Origin of the sequence: Tomitella gaofuii (assembly GCF_014126825.1) — a bacterium.
Taxonomy (GTDB): domain Bacteria; phylum Actinomycetota; class Actinomycetes; order Mycobacteriales; family Mycobacteriaceae; genus Tomitella; species Tomitella gaofuii.
This window is the reverse complement of record NZ_CP059900.1, coordinates 979,563-998,869: the sequence shown is the minus strand read 5'-3', so window position 1 is coordinate 998,869 and position 19,307 is coordinate 979,563. Positions and strand designations below refer to the sequence as shown.

General features: G+C 64.3%; 17 protein-coding genes. 13 read left to right on the top strand and 4 right to left on the bottom strand.

Translation table 11 applies throughout. The features are described 5' to 3' along the window. Positions 1-128: 128 nt before the first annotated feature. The 3 genes from H4F70_RS04420 (at position 129) to H4F70_RS04410 (ending at position 2,443) form a co-directional block, all read left to right on the top strand. The gene (locus tag H4F70_RS04420; protein WP_182359170.1) at positions 129-992 is read left to right on the top strand and encodes an Asp23/Gls24 family envelope stress response protein; all 864 of its coding nucleotides are present in this window, start codon (positions 129-131) and stop codon (positions 990-992) included. Positions 993-1,352: 360 nt separating this feature from the next. After that, positions 1,353-1,568, top strand: coding sequence for a hypothetical protein (locus H4F70_RS04415; RefSeq protein ID WP_182359169.1), 216 nt, complete (start codon positions 1,353-1,355; stop codon positions 1,566-1,568). A 74-nt stretch (positions 1,569-1,642) separates the two neighbouring features. After that, the gene (locus tag H4F70_RS04410) at positions 1,643-2,443 is read left to right on the top strand and encodes an alpha/beta fold hydrolase (protein ID WP_182359168.1); all 801 of its coding nucleotides are present in this window, start codon (positions 1,643-1,645) and stop codon (positions 2,441-2,443) included. 22 nt (positions 2,444-2,465) lie between these two features. On the opposite strand, the gene H4F70_RS04405 is transcribed toward H4F70_RS04410, so the two are convergent. Further along, a complete protein-coding gene (locus H4F70_RS04405) occupies positions 2,466-2,696 on the bottom strand; it encodes an MbtH family protein (RefSeq protein ID WP_182359167.1) in 231 nt (76 codons plus the stop codon). Positions 2,697-3,067: 371 nt separating this feature from the next. Here H4F70_RS04405 and H4F70_RS04400 point away from each other — a divergent pair, with 371 nt between their 5' ends. From H4F70_RS04400 to H4F70_RS04370, 7 genes are all read left to right on the top strand, one after another. Continuing rightward, positions 3,068-4,069 (top strand): ATP-binding cassette domain-containing protein, encoded by a 1,002-nt coding sequence (locus H4F70_RS04400; RefSeq protein WP_182359166.1) that lies wholly within the window; start codon positions 3,068-3,070, stop codon positions 4,067-4,069. Then, a complete protein-coding gene (locus H4F70_RS04395; RefSeq protein WP_182359165.1) occupies positions 4,066-4,905 on the top strand; it encodes an ABC transporter permease in 840 nt (279 codons plus the stop codon). Before H4F70_RS04400 ends, H4F70_RS04395 begins: the two co-directional genes overlap by 4 nt. Continuing rightward, positions 4,902-5,858, top strand: coding sequence for an ABC transporter permease (locus H4F70_RS04390; RefSeq protein WP_182359164.1), 957 nt, complete (start codon positions 4,902-4,904; stop codon positions 5,856-5,858). The genes H4F70_RS04395 and H4F70_RS04390 overlap by 4 nt, the downstream gene beginning before the upstream one ends. Before the next feature lie 150 nt (positions 5,859-6,008). Then, positions 6,009-7,427 (top strand): wax ester/triacylglycerol synthase domain-containing protein, encoded by a 1,419-nt coding sequence (locus H4F70_RS04385; protein ID WP_182359163.1) that lies wholly within the window; start codon positions 6,009-6,011, stop codon positions 7,425-7,427. A 57-nt stretch (positions 7,428-7,484) separates the two neighbouring features. Continuing rightward, entirely contained in the window at positions 7,485-8,639 is a 1,155-nt protein-coding gene (locus tag H4F70_RS04380; protein WP_182359162.1) for a hypothetical protein, read from the top strand. Positions 8,640-8,692: 53 nt separating this feature from the next. Beyond that, positions 8,693-9,862 carry a hypothetical protein gene (locus H4F70_RS04375; protein WP_182359161.1) on the top strand — a complete coding sequence of 390 codons (1,170 nt, stop codon included), beginning with the start codon at positions 8,693-8,695 and terminating at the stop codon, positions 9,860-9,862. A gap of 192 nt (positions 9,863-10,054) precedes the next feature. Continuing rightward, positions 10,055-11,077, top strand: coding sequence for a hypothetical protein (locus tag H4F70_RS04370; RefSeq protein ID WP_182359160.1), 1,023 nt, complete (start codon positions 10,055-10,057; stop codon positions 11,075-11,077). Positions 11,078-11,149: 72 nt separating this feature from the next. Here the strand turns inward: H4F70_RS04370 and H4F70_RS04365 are convergent, their stop codons facing one another. Together H4F70_RS04365 and H4F70_RS04360 are read right to left on the bottom strand one after the other, a co-directional pair. Continuing rightward, complete coding sequence (locus tag H4F70_RS04365; protein ID WP_182359159.1) at positions 11,150-12,316, bottom strand: adenine nucleotide alpha hydrolase family protein; 1,167 nt, start codon at positions 12,314-12,316, stop codon at positions 11,150-11,152. Positions 12,317-12,493: 177 nt separating this feature from the next. After that, positions 12,494-13,648 carry a lipid II:glycine glycyltransferase FemX gene (locus tag H4F70_RS04360; protein ID WP_182359158.1) on the bottom strand — a complete coding sequence of 385 codons (1,155 nt, stop codon included), beginning with the start codon at positions 13,646-13,648 and terminating at the stop codon, positions 12,494-12,496. Between the two features lie 383 nt (positions 13,649-14,031). Between H4F70_RS04360 and H4F70_RS04355 the strand changes: the two genes are divergently transcribed. Further along, a complete protein-coding gene (locus tag H4F70_RS04355; RefSeq protein ID WP_182359157.1) occupies positions 14,032-15,282 on the top strand; it encodes an alkane 1-monooxygenase in 1,251 nt (416 codons plus the stop codon). Positions 15,283-15,292: 10 nt separating this feature from the next. On the opposite strand, the gene H4F70_RS04350 is transcribed toward H4F70_RS04355, so the two are convergent. Continuing rightward, positions 15,293-16,225: an esterase/lipase family protein gene (locus H4F70_RS04350; RefSeq protein ID WP_182359156.1), complete on the bottom strand. Its 933-nt coding sequence runs from the start codon at positions 16,223-16,225 to the stop codon at positions 15,293-15,295. A 269-nt stretch (positions 16,226-16,494) separates the two neighbouring features. Between H4F70_RS04350 and H4F70_RS04345 the strand changes: the two genes are divergently transcribed. Together H4F70_RS04345 and asnB are read left to right on the top strand one after the other, a co-directional pair. Further along, the gene (locus tag H4F70_RS04345) at positions 16,495-17,433 is read left to right on the top strand and encodes an esterase/lipase family protein (RefSeq protein ID WP_235681335.1); all 939 of its coding nucleotides are present in this window, start codon (positions 16,495-16,497) and stop codon (positions 17,431-17,433) included. A gap of 180 nt (positions 17,434-17,613) precedes the next feature. Further along, positions 17,614-19,299, top strand: coding sequence for an asparagine synthase B (asnB, locus tag H4F70_RS04340; RefSeq protein WP_182359155.1), 1,686 nt, complete (start codon positions 17,614-17,616; stop codon positions 19,297-19,299). Positions 19,300-19,307 lie beyond the last annotated feature (8 nt).

Genomic DNA, 19,307 nt, shown 5'->3' with positions numbered 1-19,307 from the left:
CCGCCGGAAGAACGGGGCACACTGACGATCCGGAACCGCGTGGTCACCCGGATCGCGTGCGCGGCGGCGCGCGAGGTCGCCGGGGTGTCCCGGGCTCCGCCGACACCGGCCGGCGCAGCGGAGGCGGCATGCCGCGCGCCATCGCCGCGGTCAGGAACGGCAGCGCGGTGGTGGGCATCCGCATCGCCGTTCACCGGGACGAGTCGCTGACCGATGTCTCCCGGTCGGTCCAACAACGCGTCACCGAGCGCATCCGCGAATTGACCGCCCTTATTCCGATCCGCGTCGACGTCACCGTCGGCCGGCTGTCCGCCGCCCCGGGAGCCGGTGCGGCGCAAACCCGGCCGTCGGAGCCTTCCGGCTCCGGGGGCCGTTCCGGGGGCGCGATGACGGGGCGCAGGGTTTCCGCCCGCGAGCCGCGCGCGGCCCCCGCGTCCGCCGCTGTTTTCCTCGTCATCGGTTTCGCACTGTTCGCGATCGGTGCGCTGTGCGTGCGCGAGGTGCTCTTGTATTACGAGGTGATCGCAGGCGACCCGTGGCTGGCGAACACCGTCGCGTGGGTGGCCCGGCTGACCTGGCGCGATTGGATGCGGTATGCGGCGCCGGCGTGTGTGGCGATCGGAATCGCCCTGCTCTGGAGCGCACTACGCCCCCGTCGCCGCACCCACCTGCGGCTGCACGCCGACGTCCCCGTCTGGCTCACCCCTACAAACGTGGCACGAGCCTGCAGCGCGCGCGCCAAGGATGCCCTGCCGCATTGCAGAGTCGAGACCATCGCATCGCGCAGGAAGATCACCGTCACGGTCTCCATGCCCTCCGAAATGCGCACGGCAGCGGAATCCGCCTCCACGGATCAGAGAACTCCGATGCCGGATCTCGAGCGGACCGTGCGCGACGCGGTCTTGCCGTTCGTCGACGACTTGGCCCCCCGGCCGCGCGTCAATGTGCGCACCGCTCTCCTGCCGGACGGCCCCCGACGGAGGGTGCGGTGAACGTCGGTCGCGGACTCGGCGGGGTCGGCCGTGTGGTCGTCGCTGCTGTCGGCCTCGCTTTGATCGCGGTCGGGGGCTTCGCCATCGCGTTCTGGGCGGGGACAAACCTGTCCGAGCGTTGGTCGATCTACCCTGACCGGCAGTGGATCTACGCCGTCCCGTCAGCCCCGGCATGGCACTGGGGCCTGATCGGCGCGGCCGTGGTGCTCACCATTTCTGGGGGCGGCGGTCGTTGGCGCGCATCTCCGTCCGCGCCGGGCACCGGACTCGCGCTGGGAACACGCCGCCCTCGGCCGCATTTCCGTCGCCCCGTCGGCGATCGCCGATGCCGCAGCGCAGGAGATCGCATCGCTGCCGGCGGTGGACGACGTCCGCGCCCGCACGCGCACGGTGCGCGGGCGACCCACCCTGACGTTGACCGTACGCACCACTACGGATGCGGACCTCGATGCCCTGCGGGCCCGCCTGTCGCACGTCATCGCGGATATCGCGGACAACGCCGGCGGGCACCTCCCGGATGTGCGGGTTCTCCTGGAGCTGCGCCACCCGGACCGCCCCTCGCGGCGGGTGGAATAAGGACGACCCCCGCCCCTCGGCCCGCACCTGTGCGCATGCGGACCGGGCACGCTCGGGATGAGACAATCACCCCTATGCCGATCACCGAACTCAACGGAATCCGCCTGAACTACGCCGAGCAGGGCTCCGGCCCGCTGGTCGTCATGGTCATGGGCACGGGGAGCCCAGGCCGTGTGTGGGGCGCGCACCAGGTTCCGGCGCTGACGAAGGCCGGGTATCGGGTGGTCACGGTGGACAACCGCGGCATCGCCCCCACCGACGAGTGTGCCGAGGGGTTCTCGCTCGACGACATGGTCGGTGATATCGCCGCGTTGATCGAGCACCTCGGCGGGCCGGCACGCGTGGTGGGCACGTCACTGGGAGCCCGCATCACTCAGGAGCTCGCGCTCGCGCGCCCCGATCTGGTATCGCGGGCCGTCATGCTCGCCACGTACGGGCGGCAGAGCGCCTTCCAGGCGCGCTTGGGGGCCGGCGAGCGCGCGTTGGCGGACCAGAACGTGCAGTTGCCCGCGGAATACCGCTCGGCGGTCACGGCGGCACTGAACCTGTCCCCCGCCACGCTCGCGGAACCGTCCGCCGCCCGCGACTGGCTCGACATCTTCGAGTTCTCCGCCCCCCAGCATACGCCGGGCCTGCGCGCGCAGATGGAGGTGGACCGCGGGGAGGACCGCACCGCGCACTACCGGCGCATCAGCGTGCCGTGCATGGTGGTGGGATTCGCAGACGACCGCATGGTGCCGACGGACTTGTGCCGCGAGGTGGCCGATGAGATCCCGGGCGCCCGCTACGAAGAAGTGCCGGACGCCGGCCACTACGGCTACCTGGAGCGCCCCGACGCGGTCAACGAGCTGCTCATCGACTTCCTGCAGCAGTGACCGCGGCTGCTCCCCGAGAGGCTCAGGACCCTCGGTTGCGCTCGTCCTCTTCCATCGCCTTGATCAGACTGTTCGGACGCATGTCCGTCCAGTTGGCCTCGATGTACTCGACGCAGGCCTCCCGGCTGTCCTCACCGAAGACAACCTTCCAGCCCGCTGGGACGTCCGCGAACACCGGCCAGAGCGAGTGCTGTCCCTCGTCGTTGACCAGCACCTTGAACTTGGCGTCAGCGTCGTCAAACGGATTGCCCACTGCTTCGTTCTCCTTCACTTACCCGCGTTGGGGTGAGTATGTGTGTCCGGCGGGCCCGCGGCCCTGCGCGCAGCCCGCGCCGCCAGCCCATGATGCTACCTGCCGAGCGCCGCTCGCTCAGTATCGCCCGAACCGGTATGCCCCCGCGACCACGGTTGTTCGTCGCACCCGGGCCACCCGCGCCACATCGGTGCGCTGCCGGGTAACCTTCCGGCCGGGTCGGGCGATGTCCACACACGTGCGCCGGAATCGAACGATCTGCTGCAGGCGGCCCGCAGCATGAGAGACTGGCGGCTATACACCGCCGGGCGGCCAGGCTTCTGCCGCCCCGGCGGATTCCCGACAACCACCGACGACGCAGCGGAGCACCCATGACCGAACCCGACGCGGGCGTACTCGTCGAGGACATCACCAAGTCCTTCGGCGATGTACACGCGTTGCGCGGGATCAGCTTCCGCGCGGAGCGCGGCGAAGTCCTGGGGGTTCTGGGTCCCAACGGCGCCGGCAAGTCCACCGCCGTGAACGTGCTGTCGACGCTGATCAAGCCGACGAGCGGTCGCGCCGTCGTCGCAGGCCACGATGTGGTGTCCGATGCCGCCGGGGTGCGCCGTTCGATCATGCTCACGGGCCAGTCGGCGGCGTTGGACAACAAGCTCACCGCCCGCGAGAACCTCATGCTGTTCGGCCGCCTCATGGGGCTGGACAAGAAGTCCGCCGTGCGGCGCTCCAACGCTCTGCTCGAAGAGTTCGACCTCGTCTACGCAGCGGACCGGCTCGTGGGGAAGTATTCCGGCGGGATGCGCCGGCGCATCGATATCGCCTGCGGCCTGGTGGTGCGCCCGGAAGTCGTGTTCCTCGACGAGCCGACCACCGGCCTGGACCCGCGCAGCCGGCAGGCGGTGTGGGATCTGGTGAGCCGTTTGCGCGATCAAGGCATCACCACGATCCTCACTACGCAGTACCTCGAAGAGGCCGATGTGCTCAGCGACAACATCATCGTGATCGACAAGGGCACGGTGATCGCCGAGGGCACGGCGGACGAGCTCAAAGCCCGCACCGGCAGCAGCTACTGCGAGGTGGTCCCCTTGCATCCGGACGATGTCCCTCGGGTGATCGAGGTTCTTGACGACTTTCTGCCTCCGCAATCGCGGCCGAATGGCGAGGACGCGCCGACGGCCGTCGCGGTGCCGGCTCCGAAGGGCGCGCAGACGTTGGCCGAGGTCCTGAGGCGACTGGATCTGGCGAGCATCGAGCTCAATGACATCGCGCTGCGGCGCCCGTCACTGGACGAGGTTTTCCTCAATCTCACCCGTCCGATGCCCGATGCACCTGAGAACGGCCGAGACGGCACCGGCGCCGAGGCAGCCTCATGACGCTCACCTCGACCACCGGTGCCGCCGTCGCTTCGCGCCCCGGCACGGACCGCCGGTACGTCGGCAGACGCCGCCGGGCCGCTCCGAGTTCCCTGCAGCAATGGTGGGTGCTGAGCCTGCGTCTGATCAAGCCCATCTTCCGCAACGGCGAGATCGTCTCCGCGATCCTGAGCCCCATCGTCTTCACGATCGGCTTCTACCTGCCGCTGAAGTTCGTCATGAACTTCCAGGGCGTGGACTACGCCCAGTTCCTCATGCCGATCATCGCGTTGCAGGCGCTGTCATTCACGGCACTGTCAGCCGCCATGAAAGCGGCCATGGACCGTGTCGACGGAATGAGCGACCGCCTCAAGACGATGCCGATCCGCGCCGGCACCCCGCTTGCGTCACGCATGTCCGCCAATCTCTTCCGGCTCTTCGTGTCCCTGTGTGTAGCGCTGGTATGCGGCCACGTGATCGGGTTTCGATTCCATCTCGGATGGCTCAACTCGATCGGATTCTGCCTCTTCGCCCTTCTCGTCGGGTTCGCGCTCACGATGGGCGGGGACGCCATCGGCACGCTGTCGAAGACGCCCGCGGCGACGACGCAAGCCCTCACCCTGCCGCAGCTAATCCTGGGGATGCTCTCGACGGGATTCGTACCGATCACCGGCTTCCCGGAGTGGATACGGCCCTTCGTGCGCAATCAACCGATTTCCGTGATTGCGACCGCCATGCGCGACATGGCCTCCGACGGCGTGGATTGGCCCACTCTCTGGCCGGCCCTGGCCTGGGCGTTCGGGGCTTTGTCGGTTTTCGCACCGATCAGCATTTGGGCGAACGGGAGGCGCGGATGAGCCCACGGCACACTGCCTCACGCACCTTGACGAAGCCTGCGAAGAATTTGCGCGCTGATCCCGGCGCTACTGAACCGGCATCAGCGTTTGCCGTCCACGACGACGCCGTGCCTGCGTCCCTCACTTCGCAGGCAGAGCGGGAAGCCTTGGAGTTTCCCGAGCTCACGCACGCGTGGCCGGAGACGTCACTGCGCGCCTTACCACGCCAGAGCCTGCTCCACGCCCACCGGCTCCTCTTCGGCTGGCTGCGGGATCCCCTGACGACTGTCCAAGTACTCCTCTACCCCGGCCTCATGTTGGTCATGTTCAAGGTGGTATTGGGCAACTCCATCGGTGCCGCCACGGGGCAGTCGGCGATCTACGGGCAAGTGGCCATGATGGCTCTCATCGCCTCGATGGTCGGCTCCATGGTGGGGGCAATAAGCTTGCAGCTGGAAAAACGTTCGGGGTTGCTGTCGCGATTCTGGGTTCTGCCGGTGCACAGGGCGTCGAGTCTCGCCGGCCGGCTCATCGCCGAGGCGGTGCGGATCATCGTGACGACCGCGGTCATCCTGATCGTCGGCGTGTTGCTGGGATTCCGGTTCCAGAACGGCTTCTGGCCGGCCGTCGGCATGTTCTTCATCCCGCTGCTTTTCGGCCTCGCCTTCGCAACCATGGTCACGGCCGCGGCAGTCGTCGGCGGGCAGACGAAACTCATCGAGATGATATCGCTGGTTACCTCACTGCTGATGTTTTTCAACACCGGCTTCGTTCCGCTGATGGCATACCCGCAGTGGCTGCAGACATTCGTCGAGTATCAGCCGATGAGCTGCGCTGTCGAAGCGATGCGTTCATTCGCGCTGGGGACCCCCCTCGGAAACAACCTCTGGTACACGCTCGCGTGGGCTGTGGGACTGATCCTGCTGTTCACCTACCCGGCCATCCGTGGCTTCCGGAAGGCGGCCAACCCCTGATCACTGCTGGACGTTTTCATCTCACTGTATTATTTGGAGCTTTCAAACTCCCAAAGATGTAACGTTGCGGCTCCGAGGCGCGGCAGGCTCCGCAGTGTGTCGCACGGCCGCAGCCTTGCCGGTTATTATGCACAACATCAGGAGGAGCGCGTGCAGCAACTCGACCCTACCGATGCCGCGTACGTCTACCTGGAGCACAGGGCTCTACCCCTGCAGATCGTCGCCGTGTTCATATTCGAGTCCACCCGGGTAGAGACGGACGACGCAGCGGCCACACAGGCACTGATGGCCCGCCTCGCACACCGGGCGGCAATGATGCCGGAGCTACGCCGCCGGCTCCGCCGCGTCCCTTTCGACCTAGACTACCCGTACTGGATCGACGACGAATCATTCCGGCCGGCGCGGCATATCCACACGCGCTATGCGGGCGGCGCAGGATGGGAGTATCTGCGTCACCGTCTCGAGCGACTCGCCGCCACGCAATTGGACCTCGACGCCCCGCCATGGGAGCTCCATGTGGATACGGGACTTCACGACATCGATGGCGCGGAATATGCCACCGCCATCACGCTGAAGATGCATCATGCGCTGGGCGATGGCTTGTTCAGTGTCGCAGTGCTACGCGGTTTGTTGGGAACAGCCGACCCGAACGAAACGGGGGACGCACCTCGCCCCGACTCTTCCAGCACTACCGCTTCACGCCGTCACCTCCTGCGGTCCGCGCTGCGCCATCAGCCGGCGCAAGTGGCACGACTGGCCCGCGGGGTGAAGGACATCGCCGCGGCATCACGCACCGTGGCGCGCCTCGATACCGAGGGGACAATCACCCTCCCCCAGCACAAACGCCCGCGCACACGCTTCAACCACAAGCCTCGGCCCACTCGCACGTTCGACGCGCTCTCTGTCTCTGTACCTGAAATCCGCGCAGCCAAGGCGGCAGTACCGGACGTCACCGTGAACGATTTTCTGCTGACCATGATCTCGCGCGCAATGGAGCTGTATCTCTCCGATTGCGGAGAGCCGATTCCTTCGAACCTCGCCGCACTGGTACCCATGTCCACCCGCGGGAAGATCGACAAACCCTCGGCGAACCAATTCGACGCACTCATCGTCGATCTCCATAACGACGAACCCGACCTATATCTGCGTTGCATCGCCATCAGCAACAGTGTCCGCACGGACAAGTGCCGGGACCTCAATGGGGCGGTTCAGCGCTCACGATCGCTACTCCAGTACCTACCGTCCACCGCGCTAGCAGCCACCTCACTGATAAACCGACACTGGCCGGACACAGGATCGCAAGTAGGTCTGTCTAATACGATGATCACGAACGTGCGGCGCGGTGCCGATGATTTGACCCTCGACGGCGGCCGGGTCGTGTCGAGCTATGGACTGCCGGCGTTGGACTCCAGAACCGCCCTTAACCACGGGATCTACACCATCGGCGATACCCTCACCATATGTTTCGTCGCCGACCGCGACGCCGTGCCCGACGCTGCCGCCTACAAGTCCTCTCTCCAATACGCCTACGAAGAGACAACTCGGGCGTTGACGCACGCCGGTTCCTGACCGATCCACCTCGATACAACCGCTCCTCCCACTCATACCGCCAACACGGAGTCACCAATGACCGCAGAGACCTTCACCGTCAATGTTTTAGACCGTCCCGATCACGAGGCTGCGGCAGAATTTTCGTGGGGCGATAAGACCTACACGATCGAGACGAGCGCAAACGTCACGCTTCGCAACACCGCGACCGCATGGCTGCCCCCGGCCACGATCATGGCGATGAAAAAAGATCTTCCGCTGCACATTGACTCGACTGTCGACCCTAAAACACTCGAGGGCACCAACGAAGCGCAGCAGCTACTCCACAGTTGGTGGCCAGAGGAACTGCACAAGATCAGTATCGAAGCGTCCACCGAACCAAACCAGACTGCGAATGGCCGTGGAATTGGTTGCTTTTTCAGCGGTGGACTAGACTCTTTTTACTCAGCCATCACTAACGATCACACAGTCACACATCTTATATTCGTGCATGGCTTCGATATATACCTAAACAGCACAGCCCATTATCGAAACGCCCTGAAACACATCCGCACTATCGCAACGGAAATGAATAAGACACTAATCGAAGTTACAACAAGCATCAAAACACCGTTCGTCTCCGGACGCAATTGGATGCACGCTCACGGCGCGGCGATGGCACACGTAGCCTTCTTGCTTTCCGACCACATTCACACCGCGCTAATCCCCGCTTCTCATCACCGAGACAATCTGATTCCTCATGGCTCCCACCCCGAACTGGACCCGCTTTGGTCAAGTCAAGCGGTCACACTAGTGTACGACAACTTCGAGGCCACCCGCACTGAAAAGGCCAAAGCCATATTAGGTACGCCAGCAGCGATGCATCACCTCCGCGTATGCTCCTGGAACCGAAGCGACGTACAAAACTGTGGGGAATGCGAAAAATGCGTACGCACTGCACTTAACATGAAAGCCGCCGGGGCAGGCGAATCCTTTACCGCAATACCGCAAACGAACATCCCCAGAGCCATACGTCATATTAAATACACCACGCCGAATCAGATATACTTCCTAAGGGAAAACATTTGCGCATTGACAAATCTTCCAGAAGCGGACGAGGACATTCTTAACGAACTTAAACTTGCACTGGACCGGAGCCCCATGCAGCGTGCCATCGCGGCATTCTGGTCGAGTATAACGTCGACGAAAATGGCATTGATACTTATCTACCAAAAGCTGACTCCCTCTCCTTGAACTCCTCTCGAAATACGCACCTTTCTTTCGTCCAACCATGATCGGGTACATCCATGATAGATACGTTCACCACCACGCCCATCAAGCGCCCTATGAACCAGGCGGCCGCTGAACTGTCCTGGGCAGACAAGTCTTACACGATCGAGACAAGCGCAAACGTTACACTTCGCAACAGCGCGACGGCCTGGCTCACACCGTCACTAGTTCTCGCCATGAAGAAAGGGCTCGACCTCAGTGTAAATGGCCCCGTCGACGCAAAGGCGCTCGACGGCGCAACACAGGCGCAGTCCTTGTTTTGTTCATGGTGGCCTGACACAATGCACGCCGTCAAAATCGATGCGACATCGACGACGGCAACAGCCCCCGACAACCGCGGCGTTGGGTGTTTTTTCAGCGGCGGACTCGATTCTTTCTATTCCGCCGTGAAGAACCAGCCCAACATCACCCATCTCATCTTCGTCCAAGGGTTCGATATATTCCTAAAAAGCGAAGACCACTACGAGACAGCACTGCGCGGTGTACAGGCGGCCGCCGACGAACTCGGCAAAGAATTGATCACGGTCACGACGAACATTCGCCCGCTTTTTGAATACAATGGAGGATGGGATATCGGATACGCACTACCGAACATCGTGCATCTTCTATCCGATCATCTTCGGGCCGTCTACATCCCGGCCGGCGAGTATGGTGACAACCTTCCCCCGCGCGGAACACACCCGGATCTCGACCACCTGTGGACCAGCTCCGTTACCGAAATCATCCACGACGGCCTTGAAGCGAACAGAATCGCGAAAGCCCGAGCCATCAAAGAAAGCCCCGCCGCGATGGCACACTTGCGTGTATGTTTCGCAAACCGTAGCGACACGCAAAACTGCGGGGAGTGCGAAAAATGCGTCCGCACAGCGATCAATCTTCGTATTGTCGGCGCGTCAGGGGCGTGCACCTCGTTTCCCGAATATAACGTAGCCAAGACACTGCGCAAGGTCCCGGCGAAGGCTCCGCAGTTTAGATATTACCTGGAGCACTATCTGCAAGAAATGAACGATGCGGGAGTCGTTGATCCTGAACTGCGCTCTGCCTTAGAACAGACGCTGCGCCGAACCCCGAGGCAAGAAATCGCAGCAGAGCTATGGAACTTCACCAGAGAAGCAAAATTGCCGTTCATTCTGCTTTCACAAAAGATCAGACGTTCGATCGGCTCCCGCGTCGGCCGGCCACGATAACAGAATTTGCATCCGCACTTCAGCGACGATATAGATTGGTGTCTCAAGTGTTCACTGTAACGCCCGTGGACTGCAATACGAACGAAACCGCGGCCGAGTTCGCGTGGAACGACTCACAGTACCGGGTGAACGGATCCGCGAACGTCACCCCTACGCAACACCGGCACGGCATGGCTTCCACCGGCGCTGATCATGGCGATGCGCAAGGGGTTGGATTTACGCGTCGATTCAGCCGTCGACGAAAGCACTTTGCAAGGCGCCGAAACCGCACAGAATACCCTCCACGAGTGGTGGCCGAATACCATGCGCAAGGTCAACCTCGTGGCAGATTCCACGCAGGACAAAGGCCACGGAGAACGCGGGGTCGGGTGTTTTTTTAGCGGTGGACTCGACTCATTTTATTCAGCTGTAAAGCACCAGCCTGACATCACGCATCTCATCTTCGTGCACGGGTTCGATATTTTTCTCAACAGCCACAGTCGCCGACATTACGAGAAGAGCCTCGAGGGGGTTCGTGAGGCCGCTGCGGAAATGGGTAAGCACCTGATCGAATATCAGACGAACATTCGTCGCATGTTCGAGATGAACGGAGGATGGGACGTCGGCTTCGGGCTTGCCCACGTGGCTCTCTCCCTCGCGGATCACCTGCACACCGTCTATATCCCAGCGGGCCGTACGGAGGGCAACCTCGCACCGAGAGGTACGCACCCCGACCTGGACCCGCTGTGGTCCAGCAGTAACGTGCAACTCATCCACGACGGACTCGAAGCCGATCGCGTAGCGAAGGCCGCGACGGCGAAAGAAAGTCCTGCAGCCATGCAGCATCTTCGAGTTTGTTTCTGGAACCGCAGCGACGCGCTGAACTGTGGAGAATGCGAGAAATGCGTTCGTACAGCGATTAACATGCGCATCGTAGGTGCTGCCGATAAATGCCGCGCGTTGCCGCCGATTGACGCCGCGAAGGCCCTTTCGAAAATCCCCACAGATAATCCCAGCGCCGTCTATTTTCTGCGGGATAATCTTCGAGCACTACAAAATTCCGACCGCGACGATCCCGAACTCGAGAGCGCGCTCGAATCGGCGCTGCACCGCTCGGCTCTGCAGAAGGCGACGGCACGCTCGTGGTACATCTTTACCGTGGTCAAAGTCCTGGGGCTGACGCTACGGGAGAAGGCCTACCAAGCCATCATTGCCCGAAGGGGCGATACCGATTGATCCCATCGCGCCCGGCCTGCCGCAAGCCACACAGCAGCAAGCGGGCCAGGCCGGGCGCTCAGGCTCAACCATCTACTTTTGTGACAGCTGCCCGGTGCCCTTTTTCCAAAGAAAGCCGGCGAACTGAGGTGCCAAGCCGGCCAACTGGCGAGCATGGAAGATCTGGTTCTGCCACGTGGGCCTGTCGATCGCGTCGCGTAACGCACGCTCCATCTCGGCGTCCCGGTATCCGAAATCGTCCATCGCCTTCAGATTCTCCACTGCACCGTGCTTTCCCGGCTTATTGATATACATCCGGTTGTACACATCATATGGAATATCAGCAGGCAGGGTTGCGCACTTTCCCTCTGCACCCGCAATCTTGATGTTCATCATCGTGCGAATGCACTTCTCACAGTGCCCGCAGTTGTAATCATTGTCTTTGTTCCACCAGCAGACTCGGAGGTTGTTCATCGCCGGCTCGCTGTCGGCGAACGCCGCGACCTTCATCGGCCTGTTCGCCTCGTTGCCATCGTGCACGATCTCGAGACCGCGGGACCCCCAATGCTTGTCGAGATCCGGGTGCGTGGCATACGGCTCCAGCTCGCCCTCGATGCGGTTCGACGGAAGATACAACTTGCCAATATGGTCCGTTAGCAGAAGCGCGACATGCGCGAGGAGCGACCCGTGCGAATGCGATTCCCAATCAAGCCCCAGCAGCGCATGAACCTGCCGCAGATTCGTTCGGACCTCAATGAGGGGTTTTCCCAGATCCTCAGCCGCCTTGCGGAGGGTACGCAGCGTGCGCTCGGCCAAGTCTTCATTGTCCAGCGGAATATCGAACCCGTGGATGAATATGAGGTGCGTGATCTCGTCGATGTGTTTGACGGTGGAATAGAACGAATCGACCCCGCCTGAGAAGAAGCATCCGACCCCTCTACCACCGGCGAGGGTCTCATTCGTGGTTTCTTGTTGCAGAATGGCAGTGGCGTGCATCTGTGCCGGATACCAGTCGCTCATGATCCGCTGGACCTCCTCGGCACCGGTGAGCGCCACTGAGTCCAGGGGCCCGTCGATGTCCAGAGCGGCATTCTGGCGCATCGCCGCCAACAGCCCCGGCGCAAGCCACGGCGTCGCGCCGGAGGCGAGTGAGACGTTCGCCGACGTGCGAACCGTGAATCTCTTCTTACCTACTGAGAAACGTGCCGATACCTCGTTCCCCGAAGGCGGGTTCACGCGGACGGCGAGTGTGGAGGACATGGGTTCGTCCTAACTCGGCGTGCAAACACCCGGGGAACTCAGCCCCGGGTGGTCACGCCGTATGTGCGTACAGCTTCTTCCGACACTGTAAGCGTGAGCGACGCACTCCGCGCATACGGGCGAGCAGGCGATGCACCACGACACCTGCGTGCCGTTAGTCTCCGGCGAGCGTCAGTGTCATCTCAGCCACACGAAGTCCGGATTCGGCCGCCGGCCGCGTTGACGTGCGCGGCGGGCTGCCTTGCGCTGCGTAAATCGTTCCGCCCTGCGGATCATCCATCCGGACAGGGGGCGTCCGGACACCTGGTAGCAGCCGAGGTAGTCGGTGATCTCCCGGCTGAAGGATTTCTTGAACTTGCCGATCCGATGGAACGGGTGCGTCGGGTCGTGAATGTATGCGGTGGATGGTGTGACGTCCATGTCGTACCGCGTACAGCCCCTCTCATGCGCCCACTTCATGCACTCCCACTGCAGTGCGTATCCGGCTCCGGACGTGCCCAGCCCCGGATGCTCCGCGTCCCCCGGCGCCTTGCGGACCGATCCCCCCACCATGCACATGGCGTTCTCGCCGAATACGACCGCGAAAGCGGCCGCCACGACCCGCCCCCCATGCCACGCCATGAACATCTGCCCTGCACCGTCCGCCGAGAGTGTGCGGTAGATATCGGTCAGCACATGGTCCGGCGGTGTGCTGAAACGTTCATGCCGCGTCTGCTCGACCAGGCGGTTCATCGTCACGCAGTTCTCGGACGTCGGCTCGACCCGGCGCACCTGCACGCCCTCGCGCACCGAACGGCGCAGCGCATGCCGCGTCTGCTTTTTGAACCGCGCATAGACCTGCTGCTGTGTGCCGGAGAGATCCACCACGGCGATATGGTCCGACAGCCACGACGGCACCCGCACCAGACCGCTGTCACGCAGGAATCGGGCGGCTCCTTCATCCTCGCGCAGCTGGGGGCGGACCCGAACCGCCGAGACCCCGTGCTCGGCCGCGAAATCAGCAATCGCACACGCCGCATCGACCAGCTCCACCGCATCCGACGCGGGTGGGCCTATGAGCATCCACATCGCACCGAGCGGCCGTACGTCGACGCGGAACCCCGTCACAGCGTGTCCGCCGACGATGAGACGGACCGCCTGATACCCCTGCAACGCCATGCATGCGATGTTGACGCTGCCCCGGTATGCGTTGCCTTCATCCGGCGCGGCCAGTAGCAGGTCATCCCACCGTGCAACCTCGTCCGAATCAGCGAAACGGACCTGCACCGGCGGGCCGGGCGACCCCTTCGCGCCAAAGCGATGTGCACGCGCCCTCCACAGCGATCCCGCCACGGCCCCTCCCTTCCGACTCACAGCACTCCCCGTGCCAGCCAGCGGGTTCACACAACGATGACTGGACGCATGTCCGAAGCACCCTCGGTACCGTAACCGATCAAGTGTCGGCAACCAGCGCTCGGCGGCCCGGCTCGGCGTCGCACGCCATCTCACCCGACTCCACGCACCCAAGTTACGAAGGCCACAGACACCCCAAGCAGGGCGTCCGCGTTGGTATTATACGTCTGAAACAGGTCAGATTCAGTTTTCAACCGCATGACACGTTCTCCCGGGTGGGAGCATCCGCACCGACGCACGGGCCGCAGGGACGCGGAGGGCACGGAAAGGCGGTAGACTGGCGATGGCTTCACACCAGGAGCAGCGGTTTGGGGAGGCCGGTCATGAGCAAAGACCGTCCATGGCGGGATTCTAAGCGCTATCTGTGGCCGCTGTCGCTGGTCGCGCCGGCCGGCCCGTTTTTCGCGTGGCTGCTTGCGCATCACGTGTCCGGGTTGTTGTGGGGGTTCGGCGCCTATCTCGTACTCGTCGCCGTGCCCCTGATCGACGTGGTGTGCGGTCCCGACCGCTCCAGCCCACCGGACGGCGCCGTGCGTGCACTCGCCGCCGACCGGTACTACCGATGGTGCACGTACCTGTTCGTGCCCGTGCAGTACGCAGGGTTCGTCTTCGGCGCCTGGTGCCTGGCGAATGAGCCGATGACCACCGGCGAACGCGGCGGCCTGGCGATCACCATGGGCATCAGCGCAGCCGTCGGCATCAACGCTGCACACGAACTGGGCCACAAGAACACACGGTCGGAGAAGTCGTTCGCCAAGCTGGCTCTGGCGCCGTCGTTCTACGGCCACTTCTTCGTCGAACACAATGTGGGGCATCACGTCCGCGTCGCCACGCCTGCCGATCCGGCGAGCGCCCGGCTCGGGGAGTCCCTGTGGGCCTTCTACCCCCGCGCACTGGTCGGAGGGTTCCTGTCCGGCGTGCGCTCGCAGGCCGGACGCCTCCGCCGCCAGGGCCACGGATTCTGGCACCCGAGCAACGACATCCTCCAATCATGGACGATCAGCGTGGTCCTGTTCGCCGCCGTCATCGGCTCATTCGGCTGGGAGGTGGCACCATGGCTCGCGCTGCAGGCCGTGATCGGGATGCTCGTGCTCGAGGCGGTCAACTACATCGAGCACTACGGTCTGCTGCGCGCACGGGAGCCGGACGGCAGACTCGGGCGCGTCCGCCCGGAGCACAGCTGGAACGGCGATCACCCGGGCAGCAATGTACTGCTGCTCAACCTCCAACGGCACTCGGATCACCATGCGCACGGCAGCCGGCGTTATCAAGCCCTCCGCAGCTGCAAAGAGGCCCCGCAACTGCCCGCCGGGTACGCACTGATGGTGCTCACGGCATTGGTGACACCGCTATGGCGCGTACTGATGGACCCGCGCGTGGTCGCACATTACGACGGCGACGTCACCCGTGCGAACCTTCAACCGTCGAAGGCTGCGAAGCTGATCCACCGCTACAGCCGCGGCGTCCACCGCGATGGCACGGTGCATCACCCCGCGCTCCGGCCTGACGGGCCCGATGAAAACCTCACCAGAAGCAAGGCTGGACGTCGGCTGGACTCTGCCGACTCCGCGTAATCTGTCGCGCTCACCCGCACGATTCCGCGCGTGTCTCCAGCGCCCCGTCGGCGCCGACGGCCGCACTTCCGAGCGCCTCACGGACGATGTCAACCGCGACCTCATGCGTGCACAGCTGCATGTGGTCGACCTGAGCGGACGGATCGATGTCCTGCACCCAGATATTGCGCACTCGCGACCCGTCCCCCGCGGTGAGGAACGTGCGCTCGGGCGGGGTGGAAACCTGATCATCCCTGCTGGCGATCACCGTGTACTGCACCCCGGGGACGGTGTCGCCGCCTTCGTTGAGGCGGTCGAGGAAGGACGACCCCACCATCTGCTGGGCCAGCGACCGCCCCAACGCGGCATCACTGAGCGCGCCCAGCGGAAGGCCCAGCCTCTCCGCGGCCATGCCGATCAGCTGCATCGTCCCGAATGTGATGCCGTGGTTCGTCGCTCCGAGCATGACGAGCCGGCCGACCTTGTTGTTCTCCGGCGCGGCCGGGTCGGCCCCGCCGGAGAACCGCAGGTATTGGCGCGCTACCACCCCGCCCATCGAGTGGGCGACGATGTCGACACGCTCCGCGCCCGTCGCGCGCCTGACGCTCTCGACGAACCCGGACAACTCGATCGCCGAATCCGCGATATCCCCGCCCCCCGGTCGATCGGTCAGGTTCCCATCGAACAGACCGCGCCGTCGGCCATGCTCGACCGCGAAGACCCGATATCCGTCGGCCACGAGGGCGGCTGCGATCACATCCCACGTATCGCGCACACCGACGCCGGTGCCGTGCACCAGCACCACCGGGCGCGGACGCTGCGCCGAGAGCGGAGCCGTCCAGTCGTTGACACCGTCGATGGGCGACGGTGGAAATGGATCGTGATTCCGGCGCCGCACTGCAGAGGCCGCCGCAACGGCACCATCGACGGCGAACTCGAACGCCGCGCGTTGCCATGCACCCATGCCGGATCACATCCTCACGTCGATCGACACCGCATCGCCAACGATACGCATCACCCGCAGCGCCGTCACCCGGCCTGAGCCCAAACCACAGGCGCCACAGCAGAAACTTGAGCAACAGGGTAATGTGCGTTCCGGCGCATGATCGGCCACTGCTCGAGGGCAGGGTCCCATCGGCACCTTGCGCGCAGACCTCCACCGCCGCAATCCGCGTGCCACCGACGGGCACGCCCCGCATACACCCGCATACAACAGCCCCGGGAGAGGCCAGCATGACCGGTATTCGCACGACCATGGCCGCGCTCGCGTCCGCTCTCACCCTCGTCGGCGCCCCCGCTATCCTCACGGCCGGCGCGGCGCAGGCCATACCGCTCATCCCGGCTTCCGCCTCCCAAGCGCTGCCCCGCGTCAATGATTGGGGATGCGTCCCGTCGGCCGAGCACCCGCGTCCCGTGATCCTCGTGCACGGCACCTGGTCGGACGCCGAGACCACGTGGTCGACGCTCGGGCCGCAACTCGCCGACGAGGGATATTGCGTCTTCGCACCCGATTACGGCAATGACGGCAATGCCCTCGACGGCAACCTGCTGGGTCTCGGCGGCGGGGCGAACATCGACTGGTCCGCGGCCCAGCTGTCCGCATTCGTCGACCGGGTCCTGCAGGAGACCGGGGCCCGTCAAGTCGATATGGTCGGGCATTCCCAAGGTGGGCTGGTCGCACGCCAGTACCTGCGGTTCCACGGCGGCGCGGTTCCCGAAGCCCCCGCGGACAACAAGGTGCGCAACCTGGTCACCCTGGGCGCTACCAACCATGGCTCCACGTTCGGCGACGTCGTCGCGATCTCCCGCGCGCTCACGCGCATCGGCGTCCCTGTGCAGAAAATCCTCGCCCGTACCGTGGGCCCGTCCTACGCGGAGCAGATGGTCGGCAGCGAATTCCTCGATCGCCTCAACGCCGGCGGAGACACCGTGCCCGGCGTGCACTACACGGTGATCGCCTCGCACAGCGACCGCATCTCGACTCCCCCCTCGAACACGTTCCTCACCGCGGGGCCCGGTGCCACCGTGGACAACGTCTGGGTCCAGAACGGCTGCAAAGAGAACACGACAAGTCACGAACAGCTGGTGAGCAACCCCCGCTCGGTCTATCTGGTCCAGTCCGCGCTCGATCCGGCCTACGCGCAGACCCACGAAGCCCCCTGCGCCGGCTGAGCACCGCACATCCCGACGTCTCCCCGCGGGCGACAGCCCCCACAGGTCCGGACCGGGAGCCACCCGCACGGCCGCGCGCAGAACGAGCCTGCGATGCGAACGGCGTTTACCATGAGACCTGTTCAGTGAACGGGACCGCCGACGCGCGTACCGCCCACCTTCTGGAGAGGAGCCTTCGCCGTGTGCGCGATTCTCGGCTGTTTCGACCTGCCCGCCGGAGACGACCTGGCCGCACTGCGCCAACGCGCCGTCGAAATGTCGAGCAAGCAGCGGCATCGCGGCCCCGACTGGAGCGGCGTCGCCGTACGCGACGGAGCGGTGCTTGCGCACGAGCGCCTCGCCATCGTCGATCCCGGCAGCGGCGCACAGCCCATGACCTCGCGCGACGGCACGCTGACGCTCGCCGTCAACGGCGAAATCTACAACCACCGCTCGCTGCGCGAGCGCCTGGACTACGAGTTCACCACCGCATCGGACAGCGAGGTGATCAATGCTCTCTACGCCGCGTGCCGCGACACGTCTTTCCTCGGCCGGCTCAACGGCATCTTCGCGTTCGCTCTCTGGGACTCCGAGGCCGGACGGGCGCTGATCTCCCGCGATCCGATGGGTGTCTGCCCGCTGTATTGGGGGCGCGACTCCGTGGGCCGTCTCTGGACCGCCTCGGAGATGAAGGCGCTGGTAGGCGTTTGCGACGACGTGGAGGTCTTCCCACCGGGGCACGTCTACGACAGTGAGATCGGCCTGGTCCGGTTCTACGCACCGGAATGGCGCGATTACGATGCCGTCGCGGGCTCGGATACTGTGCCGACGGATCTGCGCTCGGGCTTCGAGGCCGCCGTGCACCGCCAGCTCATGACGGACGTACCCTACGGGGTCCTCCTCTCCGGCGGGCTCGACTCCTCACTCGTGGCCGCGTGTGCGGCCAAGTTCGCTCGCGACCGGATCGAGGATGACGACCGCAGCCGCGCCTGGTGGCCGCGCCTGCATTCGTTCGCCATCGGGCTCACCGGGTCGCCGGACCTCTCCGCCGCCCGCGTCGCGGCAGAGGCGATCGACACCGAACATCACGAATTCACCTACGCCTTCGACGAAGGGCTCGACGCACTGCCGGAAGTGATCCGGCACATAGAGACCTACGATGTGACGACCATCCGCGCATCGACCCCCATGTTCCTTCTGGCCCGCCGCATCAAGGCGATGGGCGTGAAGATGGTGCTCTCCGGAGAGGGATCAGACGAAATCTTCGGCGGCTACTTGTACTTCCACAAGGCGCCGTCCGCACGCGAGTTCCACGAGGAGACCGTCCGCAAACTCGACGCGCTGCACAGTTACGACTGCCTCCGCGCGAACAAGGCGATGATGGCCTGGGGTGTCGAAGCGCGCGTGCCGTTTCTGGACCTCGAGTTCCTCGACACGGCGATGAGCATGGATCCTTCCCGCAAGACCATCGCCGACGGGCGCATGGAGAAACACGCCTTGCGTGAAGCTTTCGACGGCGCGCTGCCGGACTCCATCCTGTGGCGGCAGAAGGAGCAATTCTCCGACGGGGTCGGATACGGCTGGATCGACGGACTCAAGGACCACGCGGAGAAGGCGGTCTCCGATGCCGACTTCGCCGCCGCGGCAACGCGGTTCCCCCACAGCCCGCCCCAGTCGAAAGAGGCGTACCTGTACCGCGAGATCTTCGAGCGGCATTTTCCGGGCTCCGCCTGCGCCCGCACGGTGCCGGGCGGCGAGTCCATCGCCTGCTCCACCCCGGAGGCGCTGGCGTGGGATCCGGCCTTTGCCGAAGCCGCGGACCCGTCCGGGCGTGCCGTGCTCGGCGTCCACGGCAGCTACACCCGCGCCGGTCGAGTCCCGGGCTGAGGCCCCGC

Coding starts and splice junctions, on each gene's coding strand:
- H4F70_RS04420 (WP_182359170.1), top strand. CDS start 129: ATGCCGCGCGCCATCGCCGCGGTCAGGAACGGCAGCGCGGTGGTGGGC.
- H4F70_RS04410 (WP_182359168.1), top strand. CDS start 1,643: ATGCCGATCACCGAACTCAACGGAATCCGCCTGAACTACGCCGAGCAG.
- H4F70_RS04400 (WP_182359166.1), top strand. CDS start 3,068: ATGACCGAACCCGACGCGGGCGTACTCGTCGAGGACATCACCAAGTCC.
- H4F70_RS04395 (WP_182359165.1), top strand. CDS start 4,066: ATGACGCTCACCTCGACCACCGGTGCCGCCGTCGCTTCGCGCCCCGGC.
- H4F70_RS04390 (WP_182359164.1), top strand. CDS start 4,902: ATGAGCCCACGGCACACTGCCTCACGCACCTTGACGAAGCCTGCGAAG.
- H4F70_RS04380 (WP_182359162.1), top strand. CDS start 7,485: ATGACCGCAGAGACCTTCACCGTCAATGTTTTAGACCGTCCCGATCAC.
- H4F70_RS04375 (WP_182359161.1), top strand. CDS start 8,693: ATGATAGATACGTTCACCACCACGCCCATCAAGCGCCCTATGAACCAG.
- H4F70_RS04370 (WP_182359160.1), top strand. CDS start 10,055: ATGGCGATGCGCAAGGGGTTGGATTTACGCGTCGATTCAGCCGTCGAC.
- H4F70_RS04365 (WP_182359159.1), bottom strand. CDS start 12,316: ATGTCCTCCACACTCGCCGTCCGCGTGAACCCGCCTTCGGGGAACGAG.
- H4F70_RS04355 (WP_182359157.1), top strand. CDS start 14,032: ATGAGCAAAGACCGTCCATGGCGGGATTCTAAGCGCTATCTGTGGCCG.
- H4F70_RS04350 (WP_182359156.1), bottom strand. CDS start 16,225: ATGGGTGCATGGCAACGCGCGGCGTTCGAGTTCGCCGTCGATGGTGCC.
- H4F70_RS04345 (WP_235681335.1), top strand. CDS start 16,495: ATGACCGGTATTCGCACGACCATGGCCGCGCTCGCGTCCGCTCTCACC.